A 24,970-nucleotide genomic window follows, 5' to 3' on the forward strand; every position below is an offset into this window, starting at 1 on the left:
CATCGTCGGCGCGCGCGGCGTGTGGCAGCTGCCGCAATGCCCCAGGCCCTGCACCAGATACGCACCCCGCGCCACCGACATGTCGGCATAGCGGGCGGCGTCGAAGGCCACGGCATCCGGCAGCGGCGCAAATGCCTTGCGCCACAGCGCCATCGGCCAGCGCATCGACAGCGGCCAGGGAATGCCGCGTGGATGCGCCTGGGATTGGGCCGGCGCCACGCCGTGCATGAAAAAGGCATACAGCGCGCGCACGTCGTCGTCGCTCATGCGCGCATACGACGGATAAGGCATCGCGGGGTACAGCGAGTCGCCGTCGATCCGGATGCCGTGGCGCACCGCGCGATCGAAGTCGGCGAGCGTGTAATTGCCTATGCCGCTGTCGCGATCGGGCGTGATGTTGGTGCTGTACATCGCACCGATGGGCGAAGCCAGCGGCAGCCCGCCGGCGAATGGCGCCCCTCCCGGTGCCGTGTGGCAGGCCACGCAATCGCCGGCCTGAGCCAGGTAGCGGCCCTTGTCGACGAGGGCTTTCGAATTGCTGTCGGGCGCGGCGGCGATGGTCCGCGTGGTCGTGGGCCACAGCGCAAGAGCCAGCACTGTGATGATGACGAGTACGGTGATGCCTGCGAAAGGCCACGGAAATTTCTTCATCGTCGTTGCAGTCTCCTTGCGCCGCTGAATGACGTCAAGCAAATGATGAACCGCAGATGGTTCTTGATGCTTTTGAACCAGAGCCGTCGCGGGGGTATCACCATCGCGAAATGGAGGGAGTTCTTTGAGGCCAACTGAATGAAGAACATCGCGTTTTATTGACTCACTGAGGCGCGACCGCGGGGGCTCTCAACTAGACATAGCGTTCACTGCGTCACCATGGATCGTGGCTCGGACGCAGATGCTTTTGAAGGGGGCGTTGTGTCCGTTCACTTCGGACGCCATGTCCGGAATGTCGCAATCGGCTCGCTCGGGTCGCCAAAGGCAAACCGCTCGACGAGCATCGGTGACTGGCGGCAGCAGTACTCGCCTTTGCACAATGCCTAGACATTCTGATCGAGCCGTCTATCGCGTTTCACGAGCAGGCACCAAGGCAAGGCAATGACATTTCCCACGATGAGCTAGCTCGGTTTCGCGCCGCGGACCATGGCAGCGTTCACGACTGGATCTCGACAGCGGTTCGGCGCTGGCAGAGACCATGGAGAAAAAAGCCGCTCAGGGACCCGCCTCGATGCCGACCGCCGTCGCTTTTCATACTCCGGCTAGCCAACTCGGTGGTGGAGCTGCAATGCTGCGACGGCGCGGACACGCCATGCATGAGCGGCCGCAAAACTACGAAATGCGCTCGTTCTGGCGCTGTGCGGGGCCCAGATCAGGCCCGCTGCATCCTGCCTGGGCCTGTCAGGCGAGAACGGTTGTGAGCATCAACGGCGTAAAGCTGCCGATGCTGTATCCCGACGATGAGATGGGCGTACGGCAGCCGCACGCGCTTTGCGCTCTGGCGCAAAGCGACGATTGCCTCATGCCAACGATTGGAAATTCCCAGGGCCAGACTCCAGCGGGAGCGCGTGCACCGCATCTAATATTCCGTCGGTATGATCTCAGATGCTCCCTTTTCCAGCTCCCAGTTCTCGCCATCATGGCCCAACTTTCCGATAGATCCATTCGAGCGACGTTAATTTCGCACCTTCGGGGTCGATCAGTCGTACCTCGAGCGGTCTTGGAAGAAGTTCGAGTTCACAATGGAAGTGCCATCGCAGATGTGGTGGCAATTCATCGCTCTGCCCACTGCTACGAGATAAAGGGCGAAACGGACACTGTCGCTCGAATCCTTCGCCAAGGTGCCTTTTACGACCAGGCATTCGAGCGCATCACCCTGGTGACCACGGACAATCATGTTGCTCAGGCTGCGGTCCTGGCTCCGCGTCACTGGGGCATGATTCTCGCGACTTCGGATGCGTCCGATGGCGTGAAATTGCGCTACCTTCGAAAGGCGACCGTCAGTCCCAGCTTCAACAAGCAGGTCGCCTTACTCACTCTTTGGAAAAGCGAACTGCTCGCAATGTGCCAAGACCAAGACAAGAAGATCGAAAAGCTAAGTCGGGCAAATTTGAGTGAACTGGTTGCACAAACAAATGCTGCACGTGACGTCAGCGAGCGAATCGCAGAGTTTCTGCTCGCGCGTCATTGCAACAATGGGTGGTCAGTTGCCATGTAGCTGATGTGCGCGTTGATCGTTGGTTTGAGAATGCTGCTCGGGGTGACGCCGCTGCCGAGCAATTTTGCCTTTTGGTCAAGGTACGTATCCCCGTAAGAATAGGCCGATCCGCGGTAGAAGGATTGCGAGACGATCTGCGAGGCAATATCGTTGTACTGGAGACTTCCCCTAGCGTGCGTTTTTAACGCACCACCTCGCCAAATGTGATGATGGAGCTGATCACTGTAAATAATCTTCGGCGCCATGACGTTTTGCATCATCTCCGGGGGGATGCTAATGTCTGAGTACATCGGACTGACCACGGTGTAGTCGCCGAATCCGATGCCCTCCAAACCGTGCACACTGAGAATCTCTCGAAATAGCTGCAGTTCGGTCCGATCGAGACTTGTTGCCTGGTTAGACTTTGCCGCCTCGCCGATGGACGCCGGAACAGATGAGCCGGTCACGATGATCTCCGAGAAGTCGAACGCCGCTCGGGATGCCACAATGAATTCTGCAAGTTTTTTCGCATGTCCGATCACGTTCACGTTGCTGCACATGCGCGAATCAAGAATCAAACGCCAGGCTGAAAATTCATCGCCCCGGTCAATCAAGTCTTGAATGTCAGCCTCGATCAGAGGGAAAGAGTCGAAATCTTCCTCAAGCAACCGGATAGCGGCCACGTTGGACTGGATAGTCCCCTGCCCCTTTGCCACAAACACAGCATTGGCGTGATGAGGTGAGCGATCAAGCCCCAATACAGGAATAAAGTTTGTGTGTTGGAACCGCTGGATCACGCTGGCGTATGTCGATGCGCCGGCAGCTGCCACATCGTCCGGGATGTCAAAGTTGTCTAGAAAGAATGGCTGAGCCGTTCCAAGATTTTTTTCGATCTTTCGAGCGCTCTTCTCCAGCAGCACCTGGTAGGACTTAGCCGTCATTCCATCTTTCCGAGGTAGATCGAAAAATGGAACGATCCACTCCTTCAAGGCGGGGGCCAGCACGGCCAGCGCACCCACTTCGTTGGACTTCAGCTTCAGAAAGGGCGTGTACTTAATCTTTGCCAAGCAGGATCTCCCGCGTATTGACCGCGTTTACTAAGTCGGAGAAAAGCTCATGCCGTCGCAACTCACGACGCAGTCTTCCCGCCACGATCTGTGGAGCAATCGCCATCTTCTTGGCGAATGCGTAGATATCGTCTTCTCTGAGGGTGTATTTGGCAGGGCAACTGCGCCAGTCAGCCCGTGGAATGAGCTCGTCGGAGGCGAACCGATCCGCTTGCCTCTCCGTGACCGTGGGGCGCTCCTCGTCCAAGTCATCAACGATCGGCGACTCCAACTGGTCGAAGTGCAACCTGATGTGCCCCAGTTCATGCATCAAGGTGAACCAGTAGTTGTCCAGACGAGCATGACGAAGACTCATCCCGACAACTGGGGTACCGGAGGGCAGTAGAAATACCGCGCCGTCGGCCTTCAAGCCAGGCAGCGAACGCTCATAAATCAGGAGGACGCCCCGCGCGTGAAGTACAGAGGCGACCTGAACAAGTCCACTCGGATCAGAGGCAAGGCTGCGCAACTGTTGGAGAGTTTGATCGCTCAACCCGTCGAACTGCGGCACGGCATTCGAAGCAACAAACCATTCCGACAATACGCGAACTCGTGCGAGCCACACGACAGCCGCAGAACTCAGCTCACCTAGCCCCGCCCGATACAAAGCCTCAGGTTTACCAGGGCCGGCGTAGAAGTGGGTTGTCAGCTCATATAGCGTCCTATCGGGATCGGCCCCACGATGTCGAGGCGGCAACGAAGACAGATGCTTCTTTGCCTTAAGGAATGCTTGGTAATACTCGTAGCCATCGGCCCAACAATCCGGCGAGAGAGGGAAATCGTCGGATTCGCTCATGCCATCTCGAAGTACTGAAGCACTTCCTTATCATGCTCAGGCAGTCGCTTCATGCCAAGCGAGAGATAGAACCCAGAGGCTCTAGGTAGGGCGTGCAATGAAAATCCCTCGTGCAGCCCAAGCTTGTCCCTGGCAAACTTTCGCACCTCCTCCACAAGAAGTTTCCCCACGCCCACAAATGCTCGTGGAGCTAAAGGATTTTCGCGGTTCCACGGCGCGACGGCAATAAACTCGATGTAGAAAATCTGGCCATCATGCAATGCGCTTGGCTTCGGGTGATAGACAAGACACGCGGCCTGGGGGTAGCCTTCGGCGATCAGAAAGAACCACTTGTATTGATCGTCGGAGGCGTAGCTGAGGGATTTTCTCAGCCAGCGCCAATGACTGTCGTCGATCTGGATCGCTCCCAGAACCGCCTTGAGCTCCGGCTCCGCATAGTGCTGCGCCTCGACGTGCTCCATGAGCTGCACATTGAAAACCCCCCAGGTCCGATCACAAAGATGCGCCGTGATTGGATCCCACCCCAATCGAAGCTCATAGGGGACCTTCGAATCTGACCGTGAACTGAGTTCGCCCAGCCCAATTACGGCCACTGCGACGGGTGCCGTATCCGGCGACCTTGCAAGCAACTCCCGCAACTCCTCAAGCTTGGCCTGTATAGGATCCAAAGCGGCGTCTCCTGAGTATTTTTGTTCGCATTGTCACACACTGTCACAGTGATTTCAATGCGGCCAAGCGAAAGCCCAGGGGGCACCGAGGAAGCAATGAAGTCCGCGCACTAGCCCTCAGTCCAAGACCTCGGATGTCTCCAGGGGCGTCGACTACAAATCCGGAAACTTCCATGCCGCGCACCAGGGTCGCCCCAAGGGAACGTCGCCTGCTTCTAGCCGGTCGGCGACTATGAATTGGTCGCGATGGGTGTCGGCTCCCCAGTCTGTAGCGGACGTATCCGAAGGGCGTCTATGCAGCGATTGCGGTCATCACGCCCGGCGCATGCGGACGGCAGCAAGCTGCCACTACCTGTTCGCCAACCGAAGGGCCAATCGCATGAAGGTGCTGGTGCACGACGGTATCGGCTGTTGATTTCCACGCGTACATAGCCCACAGGGGATGCGGCGTAAATCTTGGACTGGTTATGCAGCGATCCCAAGGGCCCTGCGGTACTCGACGGGGCAGCGCGTGCCTGTATTCGATCGCATGTCGGCATGCTTCCATTTCGGCGCCGCGTTCACACGAGCAGCGGAAGATATTCGGGCTGTCGACCCGCACCTTGTCGGCAACTGCGGTCGACGCCATCATCATGTCATCGCAGCCGATCAACACCGAACCGTTCATGAACCTGACTCTCGATATCCACAAGGAAGCTCCTGCAATCTACATCGCGCGGGTTGAAAACTCGGGGGTGTTGGTGACCGAGCCTGCCGAGTACAACTCCATCGAAGCCGCAATTTCGGGCGAAGCGAGCGCAGTTCCGGAGGGATTCGCTCACTTCATGGAGGTTCGCTACTGCGGATTCTCCAGCGGAACCGAGTTGATCGAAGCACTGCCCGCGAAGGCCGGGGCCATTGCGGATCACCTCGTCGCTCTAGTTGCTGAAGGCCACCGACTGAATTTGCAGAGTTTCTGAAAAACAGAGGGCTTGAGGGATAGCCTCCTCTGTGCCTGCGATGTGGGGTCTCAATGCACCTCAGAAGCATGGTTGTATAGCGGCAGAATGCGTCCATGCCAAATATCGCCTCCATCCTCAAAGTCGAAATCTCCCGCGTCGCTCGTAAGGAGGTGCGCGCCGAGATCGAAACGCTCAAGAGAGCATCGGTCGCCCATCGCGCATCGATAGCGGAGCTACGTCGCCAAGTGAATGCTCTGGAAAAGGAATTGCGTCGGGTCGTAAAAGGGGCGACGCGCCCAGCCAAGGCGCCGGACTCGGACGACGAGGGTTCAGCGGGCACGAAGCGCCGATTCAGCGCAACCAGGTTGGCGGCACATCGGGCCAAGCTCGGGCTTTCCGCGGCGATCTATGGACAACTGATTGGTGTGTCCGGGCAGACGATCTATCACTGGGAGCAAGGCAAGGCGCGTCCACGGGCGGCACAACTCGAAAATCTTGCGTCAGTCCGAGATCTCGGTGCGCGTGAGATTGCGGAACGTCTAGCCACGCAGTAGCGCACCGCTGCTGCCAGAGCAAAGCGACGCGCTTTGAATCCGCGCAGCCCGATAGCTCCTCGGCAAGTTCGCATTTAGCGGCCGCAGATCCGGAGCCATTCGCACTTATCGGCGTTGCTTACATCTTCCATCGCCGGGTCGCTCAGGGCGAACCAGTTCTGCATCAGATGCACGCGCAGCATGGCTTGCAGCGGGTAGGGCCGACGGCCTCGGCCTGCCACTGGATAGTGGGGCTCAATGACTTTGAGCAGCGCCTTCCACGGCACTACCAGTTCCATCTCGGCAAGGAAGACTTCGCGCCTCGTCTTCTTCCTTTTGCCCGCTTGCTCCGCATCCGCAAAACTGATCTGGCTCATCGTTCGTGCTCCTTTGCAGGGTTCATCCCTCATGCAAGAAACGTGCTCTTGATCAGACCTTCCCTAGTCTTACTATGTCACAAGAGAAGTCTTGCGCTTGCCCTTCCGCAGCAGGGGCACTGCCCGAGACGAGCGATCAGTTGGTAACTCAGTCGATGGCGCAGTGTCGTGATCGAGGTCGCCACGTGGCGCTGCGCGCGCAGGACTGCCGCGGGGGGTGTAATCCTCGGGAACGGCAGGCACTTGGCGTTCGATGAAGTTTTTTTTACCGCCGACAGACTTGTCGGCGATGAGGCGTTCGGCCATCAGGAACCCGTAGGCCGCAATGCTCAAGGCGGCATGGTGGTGGAATCCCCGCCAACCTCGGCCCTCATAGTGGCCGAGACCGAAGTCCTGCTTCAGATCCTGGTAGTCGCGCTCGATGCGCCAGCGCTGATGGGCCACATCGACCAACTCGTTGATCGGCGTGTCCTCTGGCAGAGTGGACAGGAAGTACTTGCTCGGTTCAGCGTCGCTTGCCGGCCACTCGATGAGCAGCCACTGCTCGGGACGCAAGCGTGCCTTGCCCGTATTGCCGCCGGCGTGGCGCACCCGCACGGCCGCAAAGCGGCCGTTCAGTGTGTCGTTGGTTCCCTCGCGCCAGCTGATGTTCTGGAACGCTCGGCTTGGCAGCGACTGCGCCAATGCCTTGACGCTCATGGGCTGCAGTGCCGCCGTGCGCCTGGGCATCACTGGCGGGCGGCCCATGCCGCTGTAAGGTTGGGGTGGCAGCGGCTGAACGCCAGGCGGCCAGACCACGACGGCAGATGTGACACCTACCGCATAGAGCAAGCCCATGTCGCTGAGCGCCTGGCGGAAGGCGTTGTCCACGCCGTAGCCAGCATCGGCCAGCACGCAGTGGCGCGGTGCACCTTCGTCCAGCAGCGTGCGCAATTGCTGCAGCGCGATCTGCGTCTTTGTGGCGAATCGCACTTCATCGGGAACGCCGGCCTTGGCGCGGCGTTCAGGATCCGCCGCCCAGTCCTCGGGCAGGTACAGCTGCCAAGCCACGGGCAGGCTGCCCTGGTTGCTTGCCAGGGAGATGCTGACGGCCACCTGGCAGTTGTCCTGCTTGCCCAGCATCCCGCAGTACTGGCGCGTGACACCGACCGAATGGCGACCTTTCTTCGGGAACCCGGTGTCGTCGATGATCCACCAGCCGCCTTGGCTGAAGTCCATCTTGGGCATCACCCATTGGCATATGCGGCGCAGCATCTGCGTGTCAGACCACTCGGCCTTGGCCACAAAGTGGTGCAGTGATTGGTGCCGCGCGCTGGCGTGCATCGGGTCGACCCGCGCGGCCATAGGCTCCACGCTCTTGCGCGACAGCGGAAGCATCAAGCCCGTGCAGTAACCACGAAGGCCCGCGCGCCGGTCCGCGTGACCCAAGCCTTCGCTCAGGTGATCAAGATACTGATCAAAACGCTCTACTGCATTCATCGATCCTCCAGCTCGAAGTCCGGAAGAGCGAATTGTGCCATTTATGACACAGTAAGACTAGGTCGATGCCAACGGCCGTAAGCTTCACAATGGACGCCCTCTCGGTTCAAGTGGTTGATCAACATCCCCACTTTGCACCTTGATGCCGTTACGGGTGGGGGCTTTCATCCCATTGCTTACCTTGGGCATATCTCTTTTCACCTGTAGAACCGTCTTGACCGGCGGTGGCGCGACGGCAGACGCATGGAAGGAAACCTGCCCTGGCGTCTTGACGTCTTCCATGGCTTGACCACCTGGCCCACGACATCGGGATGGTCCAGCACGAGCTGCTGGACCGCTTGGCGTAGCAAGGTTGTGCGTTGGCGCGGGGCTTGTAGCCGGGAGCGAAGGGCAGCTCCAGCCCATTCAAGACGGCACTGATGTTCTGGAACTTCAGCTCCACAGAACCTTTGCTACGTCCTCTCGGCGGCTGGCACAGCTGTGCGTTGAATTCAGTCTTGGTGTAGTGGGTCTGGGCCACTTCGAGCCGAAGCATCTCGAAGTAGGCGACCACGGTCGCATGTACTTCATGCTTCGCTCCAGTCTTCTCCGATGCGCACTACCTTAAAGCCCAGGCGCTGCAGTTTGGGCACCACTGTGGACTCCCCGCCGGAAAAGTCAGCAGCCTTGAGCGGCCCCATCTCTGGAAACTGATGACTGAACGCGGCACCTGCGATGGTCTTCCTATTGGCGCCCCGGGGTGGCCAAAGGTGTAGGCTGCTCCGCCCCTGCTGGGGCAGATCGCACTCTGGCGATGTCTATCGCTTGAGCAGTCCAGAAAAAGCCAGGTTCAAACTGGCATCTGCCTGCGCCAGTTTCGCGCGGCGCTCTTTCGTCCAGGCCGTGTCCTGTGTCAGCAGGACATTGGCTTCGGCCAGCATGCGTCGCACCTCCTCGGGCTGCGGGCCTCCGATGCCGACACGAGTGCGTACCATGTTTTCAGCCGATAGAGTCTTGCGGAAGGCGGCTTCATCGAGCGGCAGTTTCAGGTCGGCAAGTTGGTATTTCTTGCCAGCTTCGGCATAGATGCGTACGGCTTCCGCATAAGGAAACTCCTTGGGCTTCAAGTCCTTGGCGCGCGCATACACCACGATCTCGGATGCGAAATGATGGCCAACACGAAACGGGATCTGGTTGGCGCGCTGCAGCGTTTCGGCCAGCTCCATCGAGGTCGTCCATTCAGCGTCCAGCTCTTCCAGTGAGCGCTTGGGGTCGATGCGGAGTGCGTCCAGCACAACGGCGAACTGCTTCATCATGTCCACGGCTTGCACAAAGGTCTTGGCGCCCGCGGGGCTCCACGCGTTCTTGTAGTCGGTCATTCCCGGGGAGACATTGTGGGCGCGCAAGGTCACCATCTGTGCCGCGCCGACGACGTCGGAGGCCTTGCCGCGCGCGTTCTGGATCACACCGGGGTTGGCCTTTTGCGGCATAGCGCTGCTACTGTAGGTCTTGTCGGGTGCCAATAGAAGCCAGGGGCGAACCTGGTGATATTGCGCGTCCAGGTCCTGCATGAACGCACCGACGCGGATCGCGCTAGAGCCCACCAGGTTGGCGGCTTCGATGGGGATGTCGTAGGTACTGATCTGCCCCGCATCCAGAGAATTGACGAGGAGTGCGTCAAAGCCCAGCAACGAAGCCAGCCGTTGTCGGTCCAGCGGCCAGCTGGAATTGGCGAGCACGGCAGTGCCCAACGCACTACGATTCACCCGCGCATACGCTTGGTGCAATCGTTCCGCATCGCGCGCAAACGAGTCAGCGAAGGCGAGCAAATAATGCGCGTAGCTGATGGGCATGGCCTGCACGCCATTGGTGTACGCCGGCACGAAGGTGTCCACATTCTTCGCGGCGCTGGCCAAAAGGCGCATGCGAACCTCGTTGAGCGCGTCGTCGTAGTCCAGCAGTTCCGTACGCAGTTGAGCTGCGTACAAGGTGGCGTGGATGTCTTGGCGGCTGCGGCCGGAATGGATCAGCGAGGCTTCTGGGCCGACATGATCGGTGATGATTTTTTCGATCTGAAGCACATCGGTGGGGCGTCGGCCGTTAGCCTTACCGGCTTGGTCGATGGAATACGCGACACCGGTGGCGATCTTGCCAGCCAGCGACGCGGGGATGATTCCCTTTTCGACATTCACCACCGTCGACGCCATGTTGATGCGGCCCACCCAGTAGAAGAAGTCCTGTGCTTTCGATTGCGCGCTGGTAGCGTCGCTGGTGGCGCCACCCTTGATGAGTTCGATTTGCTCCCGGCATTCAGCCGTGGTACGGCAGGCGGTCTCGCCCGTGTCCGCGGCGTATGCCGGTGCATAGCTGGCGCATGCGAGAGCCGCGCACATGGCAAAAAGTTCGAGATGGAACTTGTTTCTCATCATCTTGTCTCTCCTTTGATCTTCTCTTCCTTAGTCGGCCGGTGCATCTTGAAGTGCGCGCCCGCGCCGATCTCGAAATAGTCGGCCGGCCCTCCACCGCGCAGGATCGGGCGCGCGGCCGCCGTGTCGTAAACACCCTCGCGCAGCAGCGGCTTCAGGATGTGCACGGCGACGACCTCACCCAGGGTCAGCCAGGTATCGATCGCGCTCGCGTCGACGGCCTGGAGCTGGATCGACTGCGTCAGCCGGCACTCGAACGCGACCGGGCTCTCGCCGACGCGCGGCACGCTCACGACGCGTGAGGGCACGGGAGTCAGACCGGCCAGCGTGAACTCGTCGACATCGGGCGACACCGTCGCGCTGGTCGCATTCATCGCTTCGGCAAGCGGGCGGGTCGCGAGATTCCAGACGAATTCGCCGATTTCGCGGATGTTGCGGACGGTGTCCTTGAAGCCGATGCTCGAGAAGCCGATGATCGGTGGTGAATAGTTGAAGCCGTTGAAGAAGCTGTAGGGCGCGAGGTTCAGGTGCCCCTCCCGGTTACGCGTCGAGATCCAGCCGACGGGGCGTGGCCCGACGATCGCGTTGAACGGGTCGTGCGGCAGCCCGTGTCCAAGCCTGGGCTCGTAGACGTGGAAGTCGTTGAGCGCGGCCTCGGTCACGGACTTGGTTTGCATCAGCATAGCGGGTACCGTGCGTCAGGCGGCAAGCTCGATCGGCTGGCTGTAGCGGCCCGAGAGCAGCGCGCCGGCCTGTGGCGCGACCGTCTTCAGCCCGAGCTTGGACAGCATCTGGAAGGTGGTGCAGATGGCACTCGACACCACCGGCACCCCGCTCGCGGCCTCGATGAGGGGGATCGATGCTAGCGACGGCATCTGAACGCAGGCCGAAGCGACGATCGCGTCGACGTTGGCGACATTGAGCTTGTGCCACAGGTCCGCTGGCGCGCGCGGATCGAGGGCACCGACCGCCAAGTTGTCGTGAATCTCGAGCGAGATGCTGTCGACGACCTCGATGCCCTCGGCTTCAATGTAGTCGATCACGAGCTTGGTCAGAGGCTTCATGTATGGCGCGATGATCGACACCTTCTTCGCACCGATCACCTTCAGGCCGTCGACGAGCGCGCCGGCGCTCGTCACCACCGGCGCCGGGCCGCCGTTGTCGACGGTGCGCTGGTGTAGGCGCTGCTCCGAGACACGGTGGTAGCCCTTGCCCATGCTCATGATCGCTACGAGGCAGGCGTAGCCGAGCACATCGACGCGCGCATCTGACAGCTCGATCGCGCAGCGGTCCGAGTCACCATCCATCTTCGCGAGCTCTTCCTTGGTGACGTTCATCATGCGCATGCGGCTCGAGTGGAACGTGAACCACTCGGGTTCGAGCGCCTCGCGACCGCGTAGCATGGCCGGGATCTCAGTCTCCATGGTTGTGTTGGAGCTGGGGACGATCTGTCCGATCCGGTAGATTCGATTCATGTCGATCTCGTTGGTGGATGAGGTTGGATGAGGCTGGCGTTGCTGCACGCAATCACTCGGGCAATTCCTTGCCGCGCGTCTCGGGCATGAACCAGGGCACGATCAGCCCGATCACGTAGATCGTGGACAGCGTCATCGCGGCGCGCGGAATGCTTCCGAACGTATGGATCATCGTGCCGGCCAGGATCGGGAAGACCCAGGCGATCATTCGCGCGGCGTTGAAGATGAAGGCCGCCGCGGTCGCTCGCACGCTTGACGTGAATAGCTCGACCGGATAGATCGCCATCCAGGAGTAAGCGCAGCCGAGCGTGAAGAAGCCGTTGACGAAGGCTGCCAGCAGCAGCCCATCGGGCGTGCTTGTCCACAGATAGGTCAACGCGGTCGTGATCAGCGCGCCGAGGTAAGTCAGGAAGAGGTACACGCGCCTGCCGAGCGCGTCGGCGAGGAACCCCGACAGCAGGTAGGCGACAACGGCGCCCCCCGTGTAGAGCAGCGCGGCGCGCAAGGCCCATTGGCCCGGGTTGGCGATGCCGGACGCCTTCGCCATCTGCGCCGCGTACTCCGGCAACCAGCTCGAGATCGCCCACCAGCCGACCGTTGTCGTCAAAGAGAGCAGGAAGGCAAGCAGCGTTCGCCTGCGGCTCTCCGGTTCGCGGAAGATCTCGCTCAGCGTGAACGGGCGCTTGCCGCTCGCCGCGGTGGCACCGCTTGTTTTCTCCGTCGCGGCCCAGCGTTGCTTGCGCACCGCCTCGAGCCACTTCTCTGATTCGCCGACCGCGCGCCGGATGTACAGGCAGAAGAAGGCCGGGAGCGTGCCGACGACGAACACCAGGCGCCAAGTGTCCTGGCCCAGCGGTTGCGTCTGACTTAGCACGAGCCACACCAAGGCGGCGATGAGCGTGCCGAAGCCGAAACCCGACTGCAGGAAGCCCGCGCCCTTGGGTCGTGCCCGGTTCGGCCATGTTTCCGCGAGCAGCGCGACGCCGGTACTCCACTCGCTACCCATGGCGATCCCGGTGATGAAGCGCAGGAAGCAGAAGACCCAGAAGTTGGTCGCGAACGCCGTGAGACCCGTGAAGATCGCGTAGAAGAAGACCGAGAGGATCATCATCCGCTTGCGACCCACGTAGTCGGCCAGCACCCCGCCAACCAAGCCGCCGAGGCCCCAGCCAAGCAGCGTGACGCTGATGGCAACGCCGCCCCATAACGCGCGGTTGCCCAGCATGTCGAGCGTCAACATCGAGTTCAGCACGAACGGCATGACGATGAAGAGGGCATACGACTCGTAACCGTCGAACACCCAGCCGAGGAAGCTGGCCGTCAGGATCCGCCAATGCTTGGAGTTGAGGCCGCTGTACCAGGCGACTTTGGCGCTGGCGTCTGGCACCGGAATGGAATTCATGCGTTGTCTCCGTGAATCGAGTCGGACTGCTGCCGGTGTGTTCGTCCCCAGCTATATCGCCAGTTTTGGCGACCCACCGGGAAATGGCTTCGGATCTGGTTGACTCAACCTCAACCTTTGGTTGATCATCTCCGGATGTCCGGTGCCATCAACCTGAACCGCTTCGACTTGGCCTCGCTGCGGTTGTTTGTCGCGGCGGTCGAAGGGGGCAGCTTGACGGCCGGCGCCGAGCGGTTCGGCATCAGTCTGGCCGCGGCCAGCAAGCGCATCGCCGAGCTCGAGGCGCACGTCGGCGCAGTGCTGCTGCAGCGGAGCAAGCGCGGCGTCGTGCCCACCGCCGCCGGCCGGACACTCCTGCACCACGCGATCAGCGTTGCAGCGGGCGTCGAGCAGCTCGCCATGGCGATGGACGACTTCCAGCGCGGCGCCGGCGGGCACCTCCGGCTCTGGGCGAACACTTCGGCCTTCGGCGGCTTCTTGCCGCAAATCCTGGCAGCGTATGCATCCGCGCACCCGGCGGTGATGATCGACCTCGAGGATGCGCTCAGCGAGGACGCGGTCCGCGCGGTGGCTAGAGGCGTCACCGAGCTGGCGGTGATCGGCGCCAACACGCCGGCCGAAAGCTTGCAGACCCTCGTGTGCGATGTCGACGAACTGGTCCTGCTGCTGCCCGTCGGACACCCGTTCTGCCGCGAAGCGTCGGTGGCGCTGAAGGACGTGCTGGCGCTCGACATCATCGGCCTGGCCCGATCGACATCGTTGATGCGCCACATCGCGTCGGACGCTGACGCGGCGGGTCGCACGCTGCGAATCCGTATACAGGTGCGCAGCTTCGACGCGATGTGCCGCGTGGTGGCGACCGGCCTGGGCGTCGCAATCCTGCCGCGCGCGGGCGCGGCACCGCATCTGAAGTCGATGGGGCTGAGCGCCCTTCGCCTCACGGGCATACGCACTGAGCGGCACCTGCTGCTTGCGATGCGCGACCGGCAGTCCCTTTCACCGCCGGCGATGGCCTTCGTCGAGATGGTCGAGTACAGGTTGGCAAGCAGAACCTGAGAACTCACGCGGCACGCGAGCGATTTTGGGCGCGACCTGCTACGAAGCAAGGTCCCGAGCCCAGTGCCGTGCATACTCCAATGGCCGGCTACTGCGGGGATGCGGATAAAAACTTGGACTTGTTTTATCTCGCGAGTCCGAGACTCTTTCGGTATTCGAGGGGGCTGAGAGAGCCAAGGGAGATCTTGATCTGTTTCTCGTTGTACCAGCGGATGTAGGAATCAACTACCTGAATGAACTGCCCAATGATTGTGGGTTTCCCGTCCCGAGGGTAGAACAGTTCCGTTCAGCCGTCCGAAGAAGCCTTCACACGCCGCGTTGTCAGGCGAGCACCCTTGCGAGAGAACCACCAGCTCCATCTCGGAAAGGAAGACTTCGCGCCTCGTCTTCTTCCTCTTGCCCGCTTGCTCCGCATCCGCAAAACTGATCTGGCTCATCGCTCGTGCTCCTTTGCAGAGTTCAGTCCTTCATGCAAGGAACGTGCTCTTGATCAGACCTTCCCTAGATCTGGACCGCACGGAAAGAAAAGAATAGAGAACCCGCCCATGCCTTGATATGACGGAGGTGCAGTAGTGCCTCTTTTATCCCGCTTGCCGCTGAGCGACCGACGCGAAGCTTGCTGATCGTTTTGGGTATCCTTCAAGTCAGACTTGATACTCGAGACCCTTGGGATCTGTCTTGATCTTCCACTTCCCACCGGAACTGAATGAACGCCCAGATGCGAACGTATCCTCCATGAACATGAAGTAAACGATCTTCCCGTCCTTCACTTTTGCGTGGATGGAGAGAGGCGAGCGAAACAACTTCCCGCGAGTCTTGGAGCGATAGGTAAACGAGCCGAAAACGGCTACGTTCTCACCTGCACCGAAAACATCGAAGATCTTGAAGTCTTCGATGGTCCAGTAGCTTGCAACACCGATGAAGGTGCTGGTGTAGGCGTTTCGTCCCTTCTGAGTGCCTGTCCACGGAAGGATCTTCTTCAGCTCCGGGTTGTCGAAGTTGAGAGAGATGTAGGTTGCGTCCTCGGCAACAAGTCGCGCCGCAGCAGCTTCAATCTTGTCTGGAGCGGTGTTATTCAGAAATTCCAAAACCACCTCGGTGGCAGGAGTTTTCCCTTCAGCGAGTTGGGCTTGCGCCGATGCGGAAGCCAACACCGTTGAGACACCAATGACTCCGGAAGTAACGATAAGTCCTCTGCGGCTCGGTTGGCCGATAGCCGTACTAGCTTGGTCTTTCATGGCGAATCATTTCGTGATTGAGTTGGTATTGGTGAAGCTAGATATTGCGTTCACTGCAACAGCGGGGATCGTGGCTCGGACGCAGATACTTTTGAAGGGGGTGTTGTGTCCGTTCACTTCGGACGTCATGTCCGGAGTGTCGCTGCCGAATTCCTAGGGCCACCTAGTGAACTTGTTGACAGTTAGGCTGTTGCTGCTATCACGAAATCCTTTGTACGTTGTCGGATGGGAGGGGGAGAGCAATGCGTTCGAAAGTTCGAGCGCGAAGTAGTCAATCTGATAGGGAAGCAGGACGTGCCGACCGATATCTGCTCACGAAGGACCAGCGTGTGGCTACCGCCCTCAGCACCCGCGCCAGCAAGACGGGGATGATTTATTCGGTACGCACCATCGCCAGCATCGCGGCCCCGCTCCACAGCTCGCAACCACGCGAGGCGTAAACCTGGTTGTATGGCAGGCATTCACGATCTACGTTTTTGTATGTCTTGAAGTTGGGCAGCACCGCTGCTGTGCTGCACACCGTGCCTGTAAGCGCACCGCAAGAGATTAGTCCGTCGGACGGGAACGAACAGCAGGCCTCTCGTGCCCCCTCAAGGGACTTTTGTTGCGCCTGCTCACGTCGCTCATGCAATTCGCTCCGGCGCAACTCGCACCGGTGTTCCAGATCCATCGAGGCGCCTTGCGGAACGCATGGGCGTCAGGATGAATATTGCAGGGTTGACTATTTACTTTTTATAACAATGATTACAGACTTGCAGGGATGCCTCGCAAGGTGCTGTTCCCATTTGGTGTTTCAGGACTGCAGGGGCGACTTCATTGAAAGGAAAAACCGCATGACTCCCCTCGTCGTTGGCCAGTTGCTATCGCCCGAGTACTCCCTGGGGCTGGTGGCGCTTTCGTTCCTCATTTCCTTTGCGGGTTCGCTGGTGGCACTGATCTGCGCAGGGCGCATGGTCGGTGCGGACGGCAAGCCCAACCTCGCCGTCGTGGCCTGCGCCGCGGTGGCGCTGGGCGGCATCGGCATCTGGTCGATGCACTTCATCGGCATGCTGGCCTATAGGCTGCCAGTAGGCATTTCGTACAACATGCCGCTGACGGTCGTGTCGCTGGTGGCGGCCATCCTGATCTCCGGCATCGCCCTCTACCTGGCCGGCGGCCGGCGCAAGTTCAGCAAGGCTGGCTGGCTGGCCGGCAGCCTGCTGGCCGGGCTCGGCGTCTGCGTGATGCACTACATGGGCATGTTCGCGATGAGCATGCGCGCCTCGATGGAGTTCGACCTCGGCGTCGTCGCGCTGTCGGTGGGGATCGCCATCACCGCGGCCGCCGCGGCCCTGTGGCTGGCGTTCAACCTGCGCAAGCTGAGCCACCAGGTCGCCGCCGCGGCGGTGATGGGCGTGGCGGTCTGCACCATGCACTACGTGGGCATGAGCGCCGCGAGCATGGTCTGCATCGCGGCCGCGCCGGCCGACGCGCTCGCCATCGGCGGCAGCTACATGGGCCTGTCGGTGTTCGGCACGGCCGGCGCGGTGCTGATCTTCATCTACTGGGTGGTCACCGGCAGCAGCCTGGATGCACCGGTCGCGCAGACGAGGCCACGGCATTCATGATGCCGACCAGAAAGAGAACGGCATCGCAGGCCACAGCGCCGGTCACTACATCTGAGTTGCCATGGTTCGAAACGGGCGAAAGAACGTTTCTGGCATGACTTGCAGTTCAAGGTTTCAGAAGGATTTTTTGTCGCGCACTGCCGACTTTGCTTCAATGCAAACAGGCAGCGCGCCCATGCGCGATGAACCCACCACGAAGGCTGCCGACACCGACAGGCACGCCACTCGCGCCGAGAAGAAAATCCGCCTCTTCTGGCGCGAAGACATCGTCCACCATGAAGACGATGAGCATTTCGATTGCGGCATGTGGGTCGCAGCAACAGCGTCAGCGCGCAGGCAGGCCAAGATCATCTGCGAGGTCCAGAACGCGGTCTATGGTCCAGGATCACACTGGGTCGAAGAACGTGGGCAGGGCGATTCCTCGTCTGACAATTGGCCTTCGATCCGAGTTCGTGCAGATGATCTGACCGGGTTGCTCTCACCGTATTTTTGATGAGGCTCTTGACATGAGCGGTCTGTCCGCATCGGTCGGCCGACACGGCGCTTGAAGCGCCCGAGTTGATACAAGAAAGTTAATGAAAGAAGATTTTTCGGCGCTCACATTCGACAACTCCCTCTCGGTTGAGGACGTCATGACGACGCGGGATGCGGAAATCCTCGACGCGGTCACCGCGCTGCGCACGGCCGTCGACGACACCTCGGACGCCGTCAGCGCCTTGCTGCTTCGGCTCAGTCCGCGAACATCTCGGCACCCTCGCGAGATCGCCCGAATGAGAGCCGCCAAGGATGCAAGCGCACCGCGGCCCTTCACCCTTGCGCAGGAACTGCGCGACATCGCGATCCGTGTTCGCTCCATCGAGTCTTCTGCCAACCGTGTGATGGTCCCCAAACGCTAGACGCCGCAACAGGACATGCGCACGACCCTGATCGAACCGCGGATGCCCTATCGGAAGATGGGCGCGAAGAAAAGAACCACGAGACCAATCAGGAGAATGAGACCTGCGATTCCGAGCGCGAACAGCCCATCGCCTTCCCGATGCCCAACGCAGCCGTCTAAAGGCCCGCGGAAATTGCGCCTGGTCACTGGGAGATCGTGGCGAACGAAGCGCTGGCGCGGCAGATTTGATTGCCCGATTCGAAGGTCACCGTCGATAGCGTGCTGAGCGGCAGCTCTCGCATCAGGGAGGCGGCGCCACCAATCTCCGTGCAATCGGGATGCGGTTTCGACCGTCTGTGTGCTGCCGAACATACAAGCTGTTTTTCCCGGTCTATGGTTGAAAACTAGCTCGGTGGAGATCGCCACCGTAGTAACCTGTGACGCAAGGTCCTGTTCGATGTCAGCCTCCTCCGACGCCAAGAAGAATCGCTTGCTCGCTGCGTTGACGGACGCCGACTTGCGGCGCTGGCTCCCACTGCTTGAACGGGTTGAGATGCCGCTGGGCCAAGTGTTGTACGAGCCGGGAAGGATTCAGAGCTACGCGTATTTTCCGGCCACCGCAGTCGTCTCGCTGCTGTGCGCAATGGGAAGCCGCGTATCGTCCGAGTTCGCTGTCGTCGGCAACGAAGGCATGGTCGGCGTCTCGCTCGTGATGGGCAGCGAATCCACATCTGGCCGTGCGGTGGTGCACAGTGCCGGCCACGGCTTCCGGCTGCAAGCCCAGGCGGTGAAGGACGAACTCAACCGCAGTGGCCCAGTGCTGCACCTGATGCTTCGCTATACCCAGGCGTTGATGACACAAGCAGCACAAACGGCGGCGTGCAACCGGCACCATTTGCTGGCCCAGCAGTTATGCCGTTGGCTGCTGCTGCACCTGGACCGACTGCAGAGCAACCAGCTCGTGATGACGCACGAACTGATCGCCGGCATGCTCGGCGTGCGTCGCGAGGGCGTGACCGAGAGCGCCCTCAAGTTGCAGGAAGCTGGCCTGATCCGCTATGCACGCGGCCGCATCGAAGTGCTCGACCGCAAGGGCTTGGAGACACGCGCGTGCGAGTGCTATGCGGCGGTCAGAGGGGAGTACAGCCGGCTGCTTCCTGTGAAATCGAGAAGCGCTCGGAATTGCCTGTCACGAAGAATCGACGAACGTCGATCAGTTACCCATCCTAGTGTCGTGAGTTAGAAGTTCGTTGAACTAATTTCTCCCGCTACGGTCAGTCGTGTACTGTTCGAACACGACGAGGTGGCGATGAGAGGCAGACCCAAGAGCGAACTGGTGCTCAGTGATGTGGAGCGCGAACAACTCACGGCCTTGACCCTGCGGCGCAAGACTGCACAGGCTCTCGCATTGCGAGCGCGCATCGTGCTGGGCTGCGCCGATGGGCAGGACAACAAGGCGGTCGCCGTTCGCCAGCGTGTCACACCCCAGACGGTGTCCAAGTGGAGGGCGCGCTTTGTCGAACTGCGCTTGGACGGCCTACTCGATGCGCCCCGACCGGGCGCACCGCGCAGCATCGACGACGCGCGTGTCGATACGGTGATTGCCCGCACGCTGGAGTCGATTCCCGAAGGGGCCACGCACTGGAGCACGCGCACCATGGCGCGCGAGATGGACTTGTCGCAAACGGCCGTCACGCGCATCTGGCGCGCCTTCGGTTTGCAGCCACATCGCCAAGAGACGTTCAAGCTCTCCAGCGACCCGCTGTTCGTGGAGAAGGTGCGCGACATCGTGGGCCTGTACCTGGACCCGCCGCTCAAAGCCATGGTGCTGTGCGTGGACGAGAAGAGCCAGATCCCGGCGTTGGACCGCACCCAGCCCGTACTGCCGATGGCCCCCGGAATTCCTGAGCGCAGAATGCACGACTACATGCGCCATGGCACTACGACCTTGTTCGCGGCGCTGGACATCGCCACCGGGGAGGTGATCGGCGAAGTCCACCGCCGCCACCGCAGCAGCGAGTTCCTGCAGTTCCTGCGAACCGTGGAGGCCAACGTGCCCAGCGCACTGGACGTGCACCTCGTGATGGACAACTACGGCACGCACAAGACGCCCACGATCAGGAACTGGTTCGCTCGCCATCCGCGATTCCATGTGCACTTCACGCCCACTTCTGCGTCGTGGCTCAATCAGGTGGAGCGATGGTTTGCCACGCTCGCCGAGAAGTACATCCGCCGCGGCACCCATCGCTCGACCCGTCAACTCGAGCAGGCGATCAAGCAGTACCTCCTGCTCAACAACGCCAATCCAAAGCCTTTCCACTGGGCCAAGTCTGCCGACGACATCCTCGCAACAAGCATCGAGAGACTTTGCTTGCGAACTTCTAACTCAGGACAGTAGCGACCTGCGGAAAGTAAGGCCAGCGCCTGTGCCGCCGTCACCGGCCCATCAAATCCATCCAGTCAGTGTTCATGTGTCCGTGTAAGTTGCATAGTGTGGACACATCCTCGGATGCTCAGGGTGCCGCCGTCAACGGGGCTTCGAGACCGCGCTTACTGATCGACTGACCACCGCGCCTGCGCAGTAGGATCATCGAGATCACGCTGATCCCGGCCATGATGCTGACATACAGGCCCGGCGCGGCCGGAACCTTGTGGGCGATCAGCATGGTCAGAAAGACGGGTGCAAGGCCACCAAATATCGGCACGCCAATGCTGTACGAGATGTTCAGTCCGGAGGCTCGCACGTCGGCTGGGAACAGTTCGGCGAGCATCGCCGGGAGTCCACCGAAGTATGCGGCTTTCCAGAAGGCAATCCAGATCAAGGTCACGACCAGCATGGTTGAGGTCGGATGGGCTTCGAGCGCAAAGAACAGCGGTGCGCCGCTCAGGCAAAGGACCAACGCGCCTGGAATCATCACCATGAAGCGGCCATACCGGTCTGACAGCAGCCCAACGAACGGTGGCAACACCATCAGCAGCAAGCCGCCGCCCAGCGTGGACCAGTAACTGGACGTCGCCGAGGTGTGCAAAACGGAGCTGACGTAGGATGGCATGTAGATCAGCACATAGTTGGCGCTGCTCGTGCCGATCATCAGGGCGATGGCGTAGAGGATGGAGCTCTTTTGCTCCCGTACGATGTTCAGTAGCGGCAGTGCCAAGCTCGGTGCGCTCGCCCCGTTGGTCGCGACTGCATCGTGCGGCAGGTGGCGCCGGATGTAGATGCCGACCGGCACGATCAGGAGGCCGAAGATGAAAGGCAGGCGCCAAGCCCATTCGGCCATTGCAGGTGTCGTAGAAAGATACACAACCAGCACGCCAAAGGCGGATGCCAGTACCGTGCTGAGGCCTTGGCTCGCAGACTGCCAACTGCCCATGAAGCCCTTGCGCGCAGGCATGTGTTCCACCAGCAGTGCAGTTGCCGCACCGAATTCGCCTCCGGCCGACAATCCCTGCACCAGGCGTGCAACAACCAGAACGACTGATCCTAGGATGCCGGCCTGAGCATAAGTCGGCGTGATCACGACGAGCAGGGTTCCGATGCTCATCAGGCCGATGGTGATGGTGAGGGCCCGCTTGCGGCCATGGCGGTCCGCGACGGCGCCAAGCCAGATGGCGCCGAACGGGCGGGCAACGTAGGCCAGTCCGAAGGTAACAAAAGTCAACAACAGGCCGGTGATCTCATTTTCTTTCGGAAAGAACATCTTCGAGATAACCGGCGCGAGAAAGCCGAACATGACCAGGTCGAACCATTCAAGGGCATTTCCGATTGACGCGGCGATGATGAGCCGCGCTGTTCCCGTCGATTTTTTCATGACCTATGTCTCGATTGGGTGATGGAGGAAGGACGACTGCGGCAGTGCCGTTCAGGTTGTTGTTCTGGAGACGCTGGCGTACTCGCTGAGGTCCCAGAAAAGGCCCGCCATCATGGCAAGCCCGTCGTCGATCAACGGCAACAGGACATGCTCGTCGGGGGCATGTTGGCAGCAGCCCGGATATGAATGGGAGACCCACAGCGTGGGCAATCCCAGCACCACGGCGAAGCAGTCGTTCGGCAACGTGCCGCCGGCATTTGGCATGATCGACGGCTTGATCCCGAGCGTCTCCTGGACTGACGCACCGGCCCAGACTGCGAAGGGATGCGCCGGATCAAGACGGGTTGCCGGAAACGCCCCTCGCTCTGGTGTGTGACGGGCTCGGACCTGAGTCAAACCCACCGCCGCCAAGCGCGCTTGGATTGCGCCGAGGAATCCGTGGTGGTCGCAGTCCACTGTGTACCGGATCTGGCATCGGGCAACGGCCTTGCCGGGAATCGCATTCACCGCCTTTTCGGGATTGCCTGCTCCCATGGCCAGGACTTCCAGTGCCGCCCAGCCAAACAGCCGTTCTTCGGGCGAGAGCCCGGGCTCCCCCCAATTCCGGTCAACGGCGGGGGCGCCGGGACCGGGTTCGATCCGGCAGTCGCGCAGCGCTGCCCCGACCGAGGCGGGAACGTTATGGGGAAGAACACCGCGGGCAGCGACCCGTCCGTTGACCTCAATCAACGCCGCGATCGCATGCGACAGCAAAACTGCGGGATTGGCGATGATCCCGCCCCAGTTGCCCGGGTGCAGACCACCCTCGCGAAGGTTGCATTCCAAGTCGAAGCTGTAGACGCCGCGCGTCCCGAGATAAAACGTGGGTTGATCGACTGAGATGCGGGGACCATCGGACGCGATCAGGAAATCCGCTTTGAGCATGTCGCGATGCTCCTCGCAGAATTCACGAAGCCCGATCGAGCCTGTTTCTTCGCAGGTGTCGATCAACAGCTTGACGTTGTAGCCCAGCCGCTGCCCCCTTGCGCGCATGACTTCTTCCAGCGCGAGTAGCACCAGCGTGTGCTGCCCCTTGTTGTCTGCGGTGCCTCTGCCATATAACCGATCACCCTCGCGGGCCAGCCTCCAGGGGCTTCGTCCGTTGGTCCACTGGTCATCCATGCCCACGACGACATCGGCGTGTCCGTAGCAGAGCAGTGTCTTGAGGTTATCAGCCTCATGGCGCGAGGCGACCAGGATAGGCCCACCTGCGGGATTCGGATTCGGATGGACCTCGCACTTGAATCCCAGCGGCTCCAAATCCGCGCACAGCTGTGCCAGATACGCATGCAACTGCGATTGCTTCTGCGGATCCTGACTGACCGTCTGAATCGCGACGCGTTGCGTGAGCACCGCCTCGTAGCGCCCGTTCCGGAGCGCGCTCCTGGCACCATCGATCGCATTTATACGTGACATGACTTTATGACTCTTGCTGAATGAATAGGCAATGATCCCACTGAGATTTCTTTGCGCACAACCGAATCTTTTTACCTATCAAGGCATAATTTTCTGATGTCTAAACGCACCGGCCTTCCCCCTATGGGGGCGCTCACCGCCTTCGAAAGCGCATACCGGCATCGCGGCTTTACGGCGGCCGCCGAGGAACTCTCGCTGACCCCTGCGGCCATTGCGCACCAGGTTCGTCTGCTCGAAGCATGGGCGGGTCGGCCGTTGTTCGAGCGGCGTCCCAACGGTGTAGATCTCACCGAAGCAGGAAAGGAAATGGGGCCGCGGATCCAGACACTTCTGGACGAAGTCACGACGCTCGGGCCGCAGGTGCGCCGACAGCGCGAAGTCCCGCAGATCGTTGTGCGCTGCCAGTTTTCGCTGGCGGTCCAATGGTTGGCGCCGTTGGTTGTTGAATACGCGGGGCAGCGACCGGAATGCCAAATCGTCGTGCGTGCAGAGCCGGCAATGGCGGACCCGCTGTCCGGCCGCGCCGACATGGCGATCTACTATTCGCGAACTGGTATCTCCGAGGTGGGCTATCCACTCGTTGGCGGCCGCTACATCGTTGTGGCCGCGCCCACGTTGCTCATCGCGCTAGGTGTGGGCAGCCTTGATCCTCGCAGCATTGGCGAGGCGCCTTTGATCAATTTCATACCCAAGGACCGGGGTTGGCCGGAGCCGACATGGGCAAGCTGGTGCTTGAGTGCAAGGCACGCGGCAAGAGTCGCGCCTGCGCGCATGAGCACCTCGATGATGTACGTGGCCATTCAGATGTGTGTGGCAGGAGGGGGGTTCGCGCTTGTTCACGAGCCGCTCGTGCAGGCTGAGCTTGCTGACGGAAGGCTCGTTCTGGCAAGCGAGATTTCCGTCGGCGCGCCGCACAACTATTCGCTAATCGTCCGTCCGATTTCCGCAATGCGAAAGGACGTGCAATCCTTCAGCCAATGGCTGTTGACAAACGGGACGCCTTGAAATTCCCGGCATCCAGTTGCAAGCACATGGTCCGCGGGCGGACCATGGCTCCCGAAGGCCTCATCCTGGGCCATGAGATCATCGGCGAGGTGTTGGAAATCGGGCGCGATGTCGAGACGTTGAAGAGGGGCGACCTGGTCTCAGTTCCATTCAATGTGGCCTGCGGGCGGTGCCGGACCTGCAAGGAGCAGCACGCCGGCGTGTGCCTCACGGTCAACCTGGCGCGAACCGCGGATGCCCTATCGGAAGATGGGCACGAAGAAAAACACCGCGATGCCAATCAGGAGCATGAGGCCGGTGATTCCAAGCGCGAACAGCCCCATCGCTTTCCAGTTGTCCATGGATCGGCTCTGCTGTCGATGCTCGAGCGCCCTCAGGTCCAGGGTGTCGTAGTCCGGAAAAGCTGCGCCGCTTCGTCGGCGCAGTTCCGCTTCAAGTTGGTGCGCCACGCCCCGGGCGTGCAGATCGCCCCGAAGTGCCCGTTTGCGCCATTCAGCGGCCCTCGCGCCCAACTCTTCGTCGGGCAATATCTCGCTGTCCATCATGGAGG

26 protein-coding genes and 4 pseudogenes are annotated in these 24,970 nt (G+C 60.7%); 11 read left to right on the forward strand and 19 right to left on the reverse strand.

The window, feature by feature from the left end:
• Nucleotides 1-651: c-type cytochrome (locus tag ACSFCA_RS35795; protein WP_435462885.1), on the reverse strand; the 651-nt coding region annotated here is incomplete at its 3' end.
• A gap of 538 nt (nt 652-1,189) precedes the next feature.
• On the opposite strand from ACSFCA_RS35795, the gene ACSFCA_RS35800 reads away from it, so the two are divergent.
• Nucleotides 1,190-2,209 (forward strand): sce7726 family protein, encoded by a 1,020-nt coding sequence (locus ACSFCA_RS35800; protein ID WP_435477484.1) that lies wholly within the window; start codon nt 1,190-1,192, stop codon nt 2,207-2,209.
• Here ACSFCA_RS35800 and ACSFCA_RS35805 read toward each other — a convergent pair.
• From ACSFCA_RS35805 to ACSFCA_RS35820, 4 genes are all read right to left on the reverse strand, one after another.
• Complete coding sequence (locus ACSFCA_RS35805) at nt 2,176-3,255, reverse strand: beta family protein (protein WP_435462886.1); 1,080 nt, start codon at nt 3,253-3,255, stop codon at nt 2,176-2,178. The genes ACSFCA_RS35800 and ACSFCA_RS35805 overlap by 34 nt on opposite strands.
• The gene (locus ACSFCA_RS35810; protein ID WP_435462887.1) at nt 3,242-4,090 is read right to left on the reverse strand and encodes an ImmA/IrrE family metallo-endopeptidase; all 849 of its coding nucleotides are present in this window, start codon (nt 4,088-4,090) and stop codon (nt 3,242-3,244) included. The genes ACSFCA_RS35805 and ACSFCA_RS35810 overlap by 14 nt, the downstream gene beginning before the upstream one ends.
• Nucleotides 4,087-4,551 carry a hypothetical protein gene (locus ACSFCA_RS35815; RefSeq protein ID WP_435462888.1) on the reverse strand — a complete coding sequence of 155 codons (465 nt, stop codon included), beginning with the start codon at nt 4,549-4,551 and terminating at the stop codon, nt 4,087-4,089. The genes ACSFCA_RS35810 and ACSFCA_RS35815 overlap by 4 nt, the downstream gene beginning before the upstream one ends.
• Nucleotides 4,552-5,050: 499 nt before the next feature.
• A complete protein-coding gene (locus ACSFCA_RS35820; RefSeq protein ID WP_435462889.1) occupies nt 5,051-5,425 on the reverse strand; it encodes a hypothetical protein in 375 nt (124 codons plus the stop codon).
• On the opposite strand from ACSFCA_RS35820, the gene ACSFCA_RS35825 reads away from it, so the two are divergent.
• Both ACSFCA_RS35825 and ACSFCA_RS35830 read left to right on the forward strand, forming a co-directional pair.
• Nucleotides 5,424-5,717: a hypothetical protein gene (locus tag ACSFCA_RS35825; RefSeq protein WP_435462890.1), complete on the forward strand. Its 294-nt coding sequence runs from the start codon at nt 5,424-5,426 to the stop codon at nt 5,715-5,717. The genes ACSFCA_RS35820 and ACSFCA_RS35825 overlap by 2 nt on opposite strands.
• 95 nt (nt 5,718-5,812) lie before the next feature.
• Nucleotides 5,813-6,253: a helix-turn-helix domain-containing protein gene (locus ACSFCA_RS35830; protein WP_435462891.1), complete on the forward strand. Its 441-nt coding sequence runs from the start codon at nt 5,813-5,815 to the stop codon at nt 6,251-6,253.
• A gap of 122 nt (nt 6,254-6,375) precedes the next feature.
• Here the strand turns inward: ACSFCA_RS35830 and ACSFCA_RS35835 are convergent.
• The 8 genes and pseudogenes from ACSFCA_RS35835 to ACSFCA_RS35865 all read right to left on the reverse strand — a co-directional run.
• Nucleotides 6,376-6,609 (reverse strand): annotated as a pseudogene (locus ACSFCA_RS35835) (transposase); the annotation flags it as partial.
• A 72-nt stretch (nt 6,610-6,681) separates the two neighbouring features.
• Nucleotides 6,682-8,088 carry an IS701 family transposase gene (locus tag ACSFCA_RS35840; RefSeq protein WP_435462892.1) on the reverse strand — a complete coding sequence of 469 codons (1,407 nt, stop codon included), beginning with the start codon at nt 8,086-8,088 and terminating at the stop codon, nt 6,682-6,684.
• Between the two features lie 84 nt (nt 8,089-8,172).
• On the reverse strand, nt 8,173-8,370 hold the full coding sequence (locus tag ACSFCA_RS35845; RefSeq protein ID WP_435462893.1) for a hypothetical protein: 198 nt from the start codon (nt 8,368-8,370) through the stop codon (nt 8,173-8,175).
• Nucleotides 8,371-8,654: 284 nt separating this feature from the next.
• Nucleotides 8,655-8,768 (reverse strand): ScoMcrA-related endonuclease, encoded by a 114-nt coding sequence (locus ACSFCA_RS36550; protein ID WP_475541952.1) that lies wholly within the window; start codon nt 8,766-8,768, stop codon nt 8,655-8,657.
• A 117-nt stretch (nt 8,769-8,885) separates the two neighbouring features.
• The gene (locus tag ACSFCA_RS35850; protein WP_435462894.1) at nt 8,886-10,496 is read right to left on the reverse strand and encodes a lyase family protein; all 1,611 of its coding nucleotides are present in this window, start codon (nt 10,494-10,496) and stop codon (nt 8,886-8,888) included.
• Nucleotides 10,493-11,176: a flavin reductase family protein gene (locus ACSFCA_RS35855; RefSeq protein WP_435462895.1), complete on the reverse strand. Its 684-nt coding sequence runs from the start codon at nt 11,174-11,176 to the stop codon at nt 10,493-10,495. The genes ACSFCA_RS35850 and ACSFCA_RS35855 overlap by 4 nt, the downstream gene beginning before the upstream one ends.
• A 15-nt stretch (nt 11,177-11,191) precedes the next feature.
• Nucleotides 11,192-11,968: a maleate cis-trans isomerase family protein gene (locus ACSFCA_RS35860; RefSeq protein WP_435462919.1), complete on the reverse strand. Its 777-nt coding sequence runs from the start codon at nt 11,966-11,968 to the stop codon at nt 11,192-11,194.
• A 52-nt stretch (nt 11,969-12,020) separates the two neighbouring features.
• A complete protein-coding gene (locus ACSFCA_RS35865) occupies nt 12,021-13,370 on the reverse strand; it encodes an MFS transporter (protein ID WP_435462896.1) in 1,350 nt (449 codons plus the stop codon).
• Nucleotides 13,371-13,505: 135 nt separating this feature from the next.
• Here ACSFCA_RS35865 and ACSFCA_RS35870 point away from each other — a divergent pair, with 135 nt between their 5' ends.
• Nucleotides 13,506-14,426 (forward strand): LysR family transcriptional regulator, encoded by a 921-nt coding sequence (locus tag ACSFCA_RS35870; protein ID WP_435462897.1) that lies wholly within the window; start codon nt 13,506-13,508, stop codon nt 14,424-14,426.
• Nucleotides 14,427-14,550: 124 nt separating this feature from the next.
• On the opposite strand, the pseudogene ACSFCA_RS35875 reads toward ACSFCA_RS35870, so the two are convergent.
• The 3 genes and pseudogenes from ACSFCA_RS35875 to ACSFCA_RS35885 form a co-directional block, all read right to left on the reverse strand.
• Nucleotides 14,551-14,764 (reverse strand): annotated as a pseudogene (locus tag ACSFCA_RS35875) (IS3 family transposase); the annotation flags it as partial.
• A pseudogene (locus tag ACSFCA_RS35880) lies at nt 14,759-14,863 on the reverse strand (IS5/IS1182 family transposase); the annotation flags it as partial. The pseudogenes ACSFCA_RS35875 and ACSFCA_RS35880, both read right to left, overlap by 6 nt.
• Nucleotides 14,864-15,070: 207 nt before the next feature.
• Nucleotides 15,071-15,664, reverse strand: a complete 594-nt coding sequence (locus ACSFCA_RS35885) for a nuclear transport factor 2 family protein (RefSeq protein ID WP_435462898.1) — start codon at nt 15,662-15,664, stop codon at nt 15,071-15,073.
• Nucleotides 15,665-16,497: 833 nt separating this feature from the next.
• Between ACSFCA_RS35885 and ACSFCA_RS35890 the strand changes: the two genes are divergently transcribed.
• From ACSFCA_RS35890 to ACSFCA_RS35910, 5 genes are all read left to right on the forward strand, one after another.
• Complete coding sequence (locus ACSFCA_RS35890) at nt 16,498-17,271, forward strand: MHYT domain-containing protein (protein ID WP_435462899.1); 774 nt, start codon at nt 16,498-16,500, stop codon at nt 17,269-17,271.
• Nucleotides 17,272-17,446: 175 nt separating this feature from the next.
• Nucleotides 17,447-17,764: a hypothetical protein gene (locus ACSFCA_RS35895; RefSeq protein WP_435462900.1), complete on the forward strand. Its 318-nt coding sequence runs from the start codon at nt 17,447-17,449 to the stop codon at nt 17,762-17,764.
• 82 nt (nt 17,765-17,846) lie between these two features.
• Nucleotides 17,847-18,167, forward strand: coding sequence for a hypothetical protein (locus ACSFCA_RS35900; RefSeq protein ID WP_435462901.1), 321 nt, complete (start codon nt 17,847-17,849; stop codon nt 18,165-18,167).
• A 438-nt stretch (nt 18,168-18,605) separates the two neighbouring features.
• On the forward strand, nt 18,606-19,391 hold the full coding sequence (locus tag ACSFCA_RS35905; protein WP_435462902.1) for a Crp/Fnr family transcriptional regulator: 786 nt from the start codon (nt 18,606-18,608) through the stop codon (nt 19,389-19,391).
• Between the two features lie 66 nt (nt 19,392-19,457).
• A complete protein-coding gene (locus ACSFCA_RS35910) occupies nt 19,458-20,546 on the forward strand; it encodes an IS630 family transposase (protein ID WP_435462903.1) in 1,089 nt (362 codons plus the stop codon).
• 115 nt (nt 20,547-20,661) lie between these two features.
• On the opposite strand, the gene ACSFCA_RS35915 is transcribed toward ACSFCA_RS35910, so the two are convergent.
• Both ACSFCA_RS35915 and ACSFCA_RS35920 read right to left on the reverse strand, forming a co-directional pair.
• Nucleotides 20,662-21,960 (reverse strand): MFS transporter, encoded by a 1,299-nt coding sequence (locus tag ACSFCA_RS35915; protein WP_435462904.1) that lies wholly within the window; start codon nt 21,958-21,960, stop codon nt 20,662-20,664.
• A gap of 51 nt (nt 21,961-22,011) precedes the next feature.
• Complete coding sequence (locus tag ACSFCA_RS35920; RefSeq protein ID WP_435462905.1) at nt 22,012-23,415, reverse strand: M20 family metallopeptidase; 1,404 nt, start codon at nt 23,413-23,415, stop codon at nt 22,012-22,014.
• A 96-nt stretch (nt 23,416-23,511) separates the two neighbouring features.
• On the opposite strand from ACSFCA_RS35920, the gene ACSFCA_RS35925 reads away from it, so the two are divergent.
• Complete coding sequence (locus tag ACSFCA_RS35925; protein WP_435462906.1) at nt 23,512-24,420, forward strand: LysR substrate-binding domain-containing protein; 909 nt, start codon at nt 23,512-23,514, stop codon at nt 24,418-24,420.
• Between the two features lie 14 nt (nt 24,421-24,434).
• Nucleotides 24,435-24,659: pseudogene (locus tag ACSFCA_RS35930) on the forward strand (alcohol dehydrogenase catalytic domain-containing protein); the annotation flags it as partial.
• Here ACSFCA_RS35930 and ACSFCA_RS35935 read toward each other — a convergent pair.
• Nucleotides 24,660-24,965 (reverse strand): hypothetical protein, encoded by a 306-nt coding sequence (locus tag ACSFCA_RS35935; protein WP_435462920.1) that lies wholly within the window; start codon nt 24,963-24,965, stop codon nt 24,660-24,662.
• Nucleotides 24,966-24,970 lie beyond the last annotated feature (5 nt).

The sequence above is a fragment of the Variovorax multivorans genome (assembly GCF_051216835.1).
In the GTDB taxonomy this organism is placed as follows: Bacteria; Pseudomonadota; Gammaproteobacteria; order Burkholderiales; family Burkholderiaceae_C; genus Variovorax.

Coding starts and splice junctions, on each gene's coding strand:
- ACSFCA_RS35935 (WP_435462920.1), bottom strand. CDS start 24,965: ATGATGGACAGCGAGATATTGCCCGACGAAGAGTTGGGCGCGAGGGCC.
- ACSFCA_RS35860 (WP_435462919.1), bottom strand. CDS start 11,968: ATGAATCGAATCTACCGGATCGGACAGATCGTCCCCAGCTCCAACACA.
- ACSFCA_RS35865 (WP_435462896.1), bottom strand. CDS start 13,370: ATGAATTCCATTCCGGTGCCAGACGCCAGCGCCAAAGTCGCCTGGTAC.
- ACSFCA_RS35910 (WP_435462903.1), top strand. CDS start 19,458: ATGAGAGGCAGACCCAAGAGCGAACTGGTGCTCAGTGATGTGGAGCGC.
- ACSFCA_RS35825 (WP_435462890.1), top strand. CDS start 5,424: ATGAACCTGACTCTCGATATCCACAAGGAAGCTCCTGCAATCTACATC.
- ACSFCA_RS35895 (WP_435462900.1), top strand. CDS start 17,447: ATGCGCGATGAACCCACCACGAAGGCTGCCGACACCGACAGGCACGCC.
- ACSFCA_RS35890 (WP_435462899.1), top strand. CDS start 16,498: ATGACTCCCCTCGTCGTTGGCCAGTTGCTATCGCCCGAGTACTCCCTG.
- ACSFCA_RS35900 (WP_435462901.1), top strand. CDS start 17,847: ATGAAAGAAGATTTTTCGGCGCTCACATTCGACAACTCCCTCTCGGTT.
- ACSFCA_RS35915 (WP_435462904.1), bottom strand. CDS start 21,960: ATGAAAAAATCGACGGGAACAGCGCGGCTCATCATCGCCGCGTCAATC.
- ACSFCA_RS35840 (WP_435462892.1), bottom strand. CDS start 8,088: ATGAATGCAGTAGAGCGTTTTGATCAGTATCTTGATCACCTGAGCGAA.
- ACSFCA_RS35925 (WP_435462906.1), top strand. CDS start 23,512: ATGTCTAAACGCACCGGCCTTCCCCCTATGGGGGCGCTCACCGCCTTC.
- ACSFCA_RS35870 (WP_435462897.1), top strand. CDS start 13,506: ATGTCCGGTGCCATCAACCTGAACCGCTTCGACTTGGCCTCGCTGCGG.
- ACSFCA_RS35810 (WP_435462887.1), bottom strand. CDS start 4,090: ATGAGCGAATCCGACGATTTCCCTCTCTCGCCGGATTGTTGGGCCGAT.
- ACSFCA_RS35885 (WP_435462898.1), bottom strand. CDS start 15,664: ATGAAAGACCAAGCTAGTACGGCTATCGGCCAACCGAGCCGCAGAGGA.
- ACSFCA_RS35850 (WP_435462894.1), bottom strand. CDS start 10,496: ATGATGAGAAACAAGTTCCATCTCGAACTTTTTGCCATGTGCGCGGCT.
- ACSFCA_RS35815 (WP_435462888.1), bottom strand. CDS start 4,551: ATGGAGCACGTCGAGGCGCAGCACTATGCGGAGCCGGAGCTCAAGGCG.
- ACSFCA_RS35800 (WP_435477484.1), top strand. CDS start 1,190: ATGGAGAAAAAAGCCGCTCAGGGACCCGCCTCGATGCCGACCGCCGTC.
- ACSFCA_RS35855 (WP_435462895.1), bottom strand. CDS start 11,176: ATGCTGATGCAAACCAAGTCCGTGACCGAGGCCGCGCTCAACGACTTC.
- ACSFCA_RS35820 (WP_435462889.1), bottom strand. CDS start 5,425: ATGAACGGTTCGGTGTTGATCGGCTGCGATGACATGATGATGGCGTCG.
- ACSFCA_RS35830 (WP_435462891.1), top strand. CDS start 5,813: ATGCCAAATATCGCCTCCATCCTCAAAGTCGAAATCTCCCGCGTCGCT.
- ACSFCA_RS36550 (WP_475541952.1), bottom strand. CDS start 8,768: ATGGGGCCGCTCAAGGCTGCTGACTTTTCCGGCGGGGAGTCCACAGTG.
- ACSFCA_RS35920 (WP_435462905.1), bottom strand. CDS start 23,415: ATGTCACGTATAAATGCGATCGATGGTGCCAGGAGCGCGCTCCGGAAC.
- ACSFCA_RS35905 (WP_435462902.1), top strand. CDS start 18,606: ATGTCAGCCTCCTCCGACGCCAAGAAGAATCGCTTGCTCGCTGCGTTG.
- ACSFCA_RS35845 (WP_435462893.1), bottom strand. CDS start 8,370: ATGGAAGACGTCAAGACGCCAGGGCAGGTTTCCTTCCATGCGTCTGCC.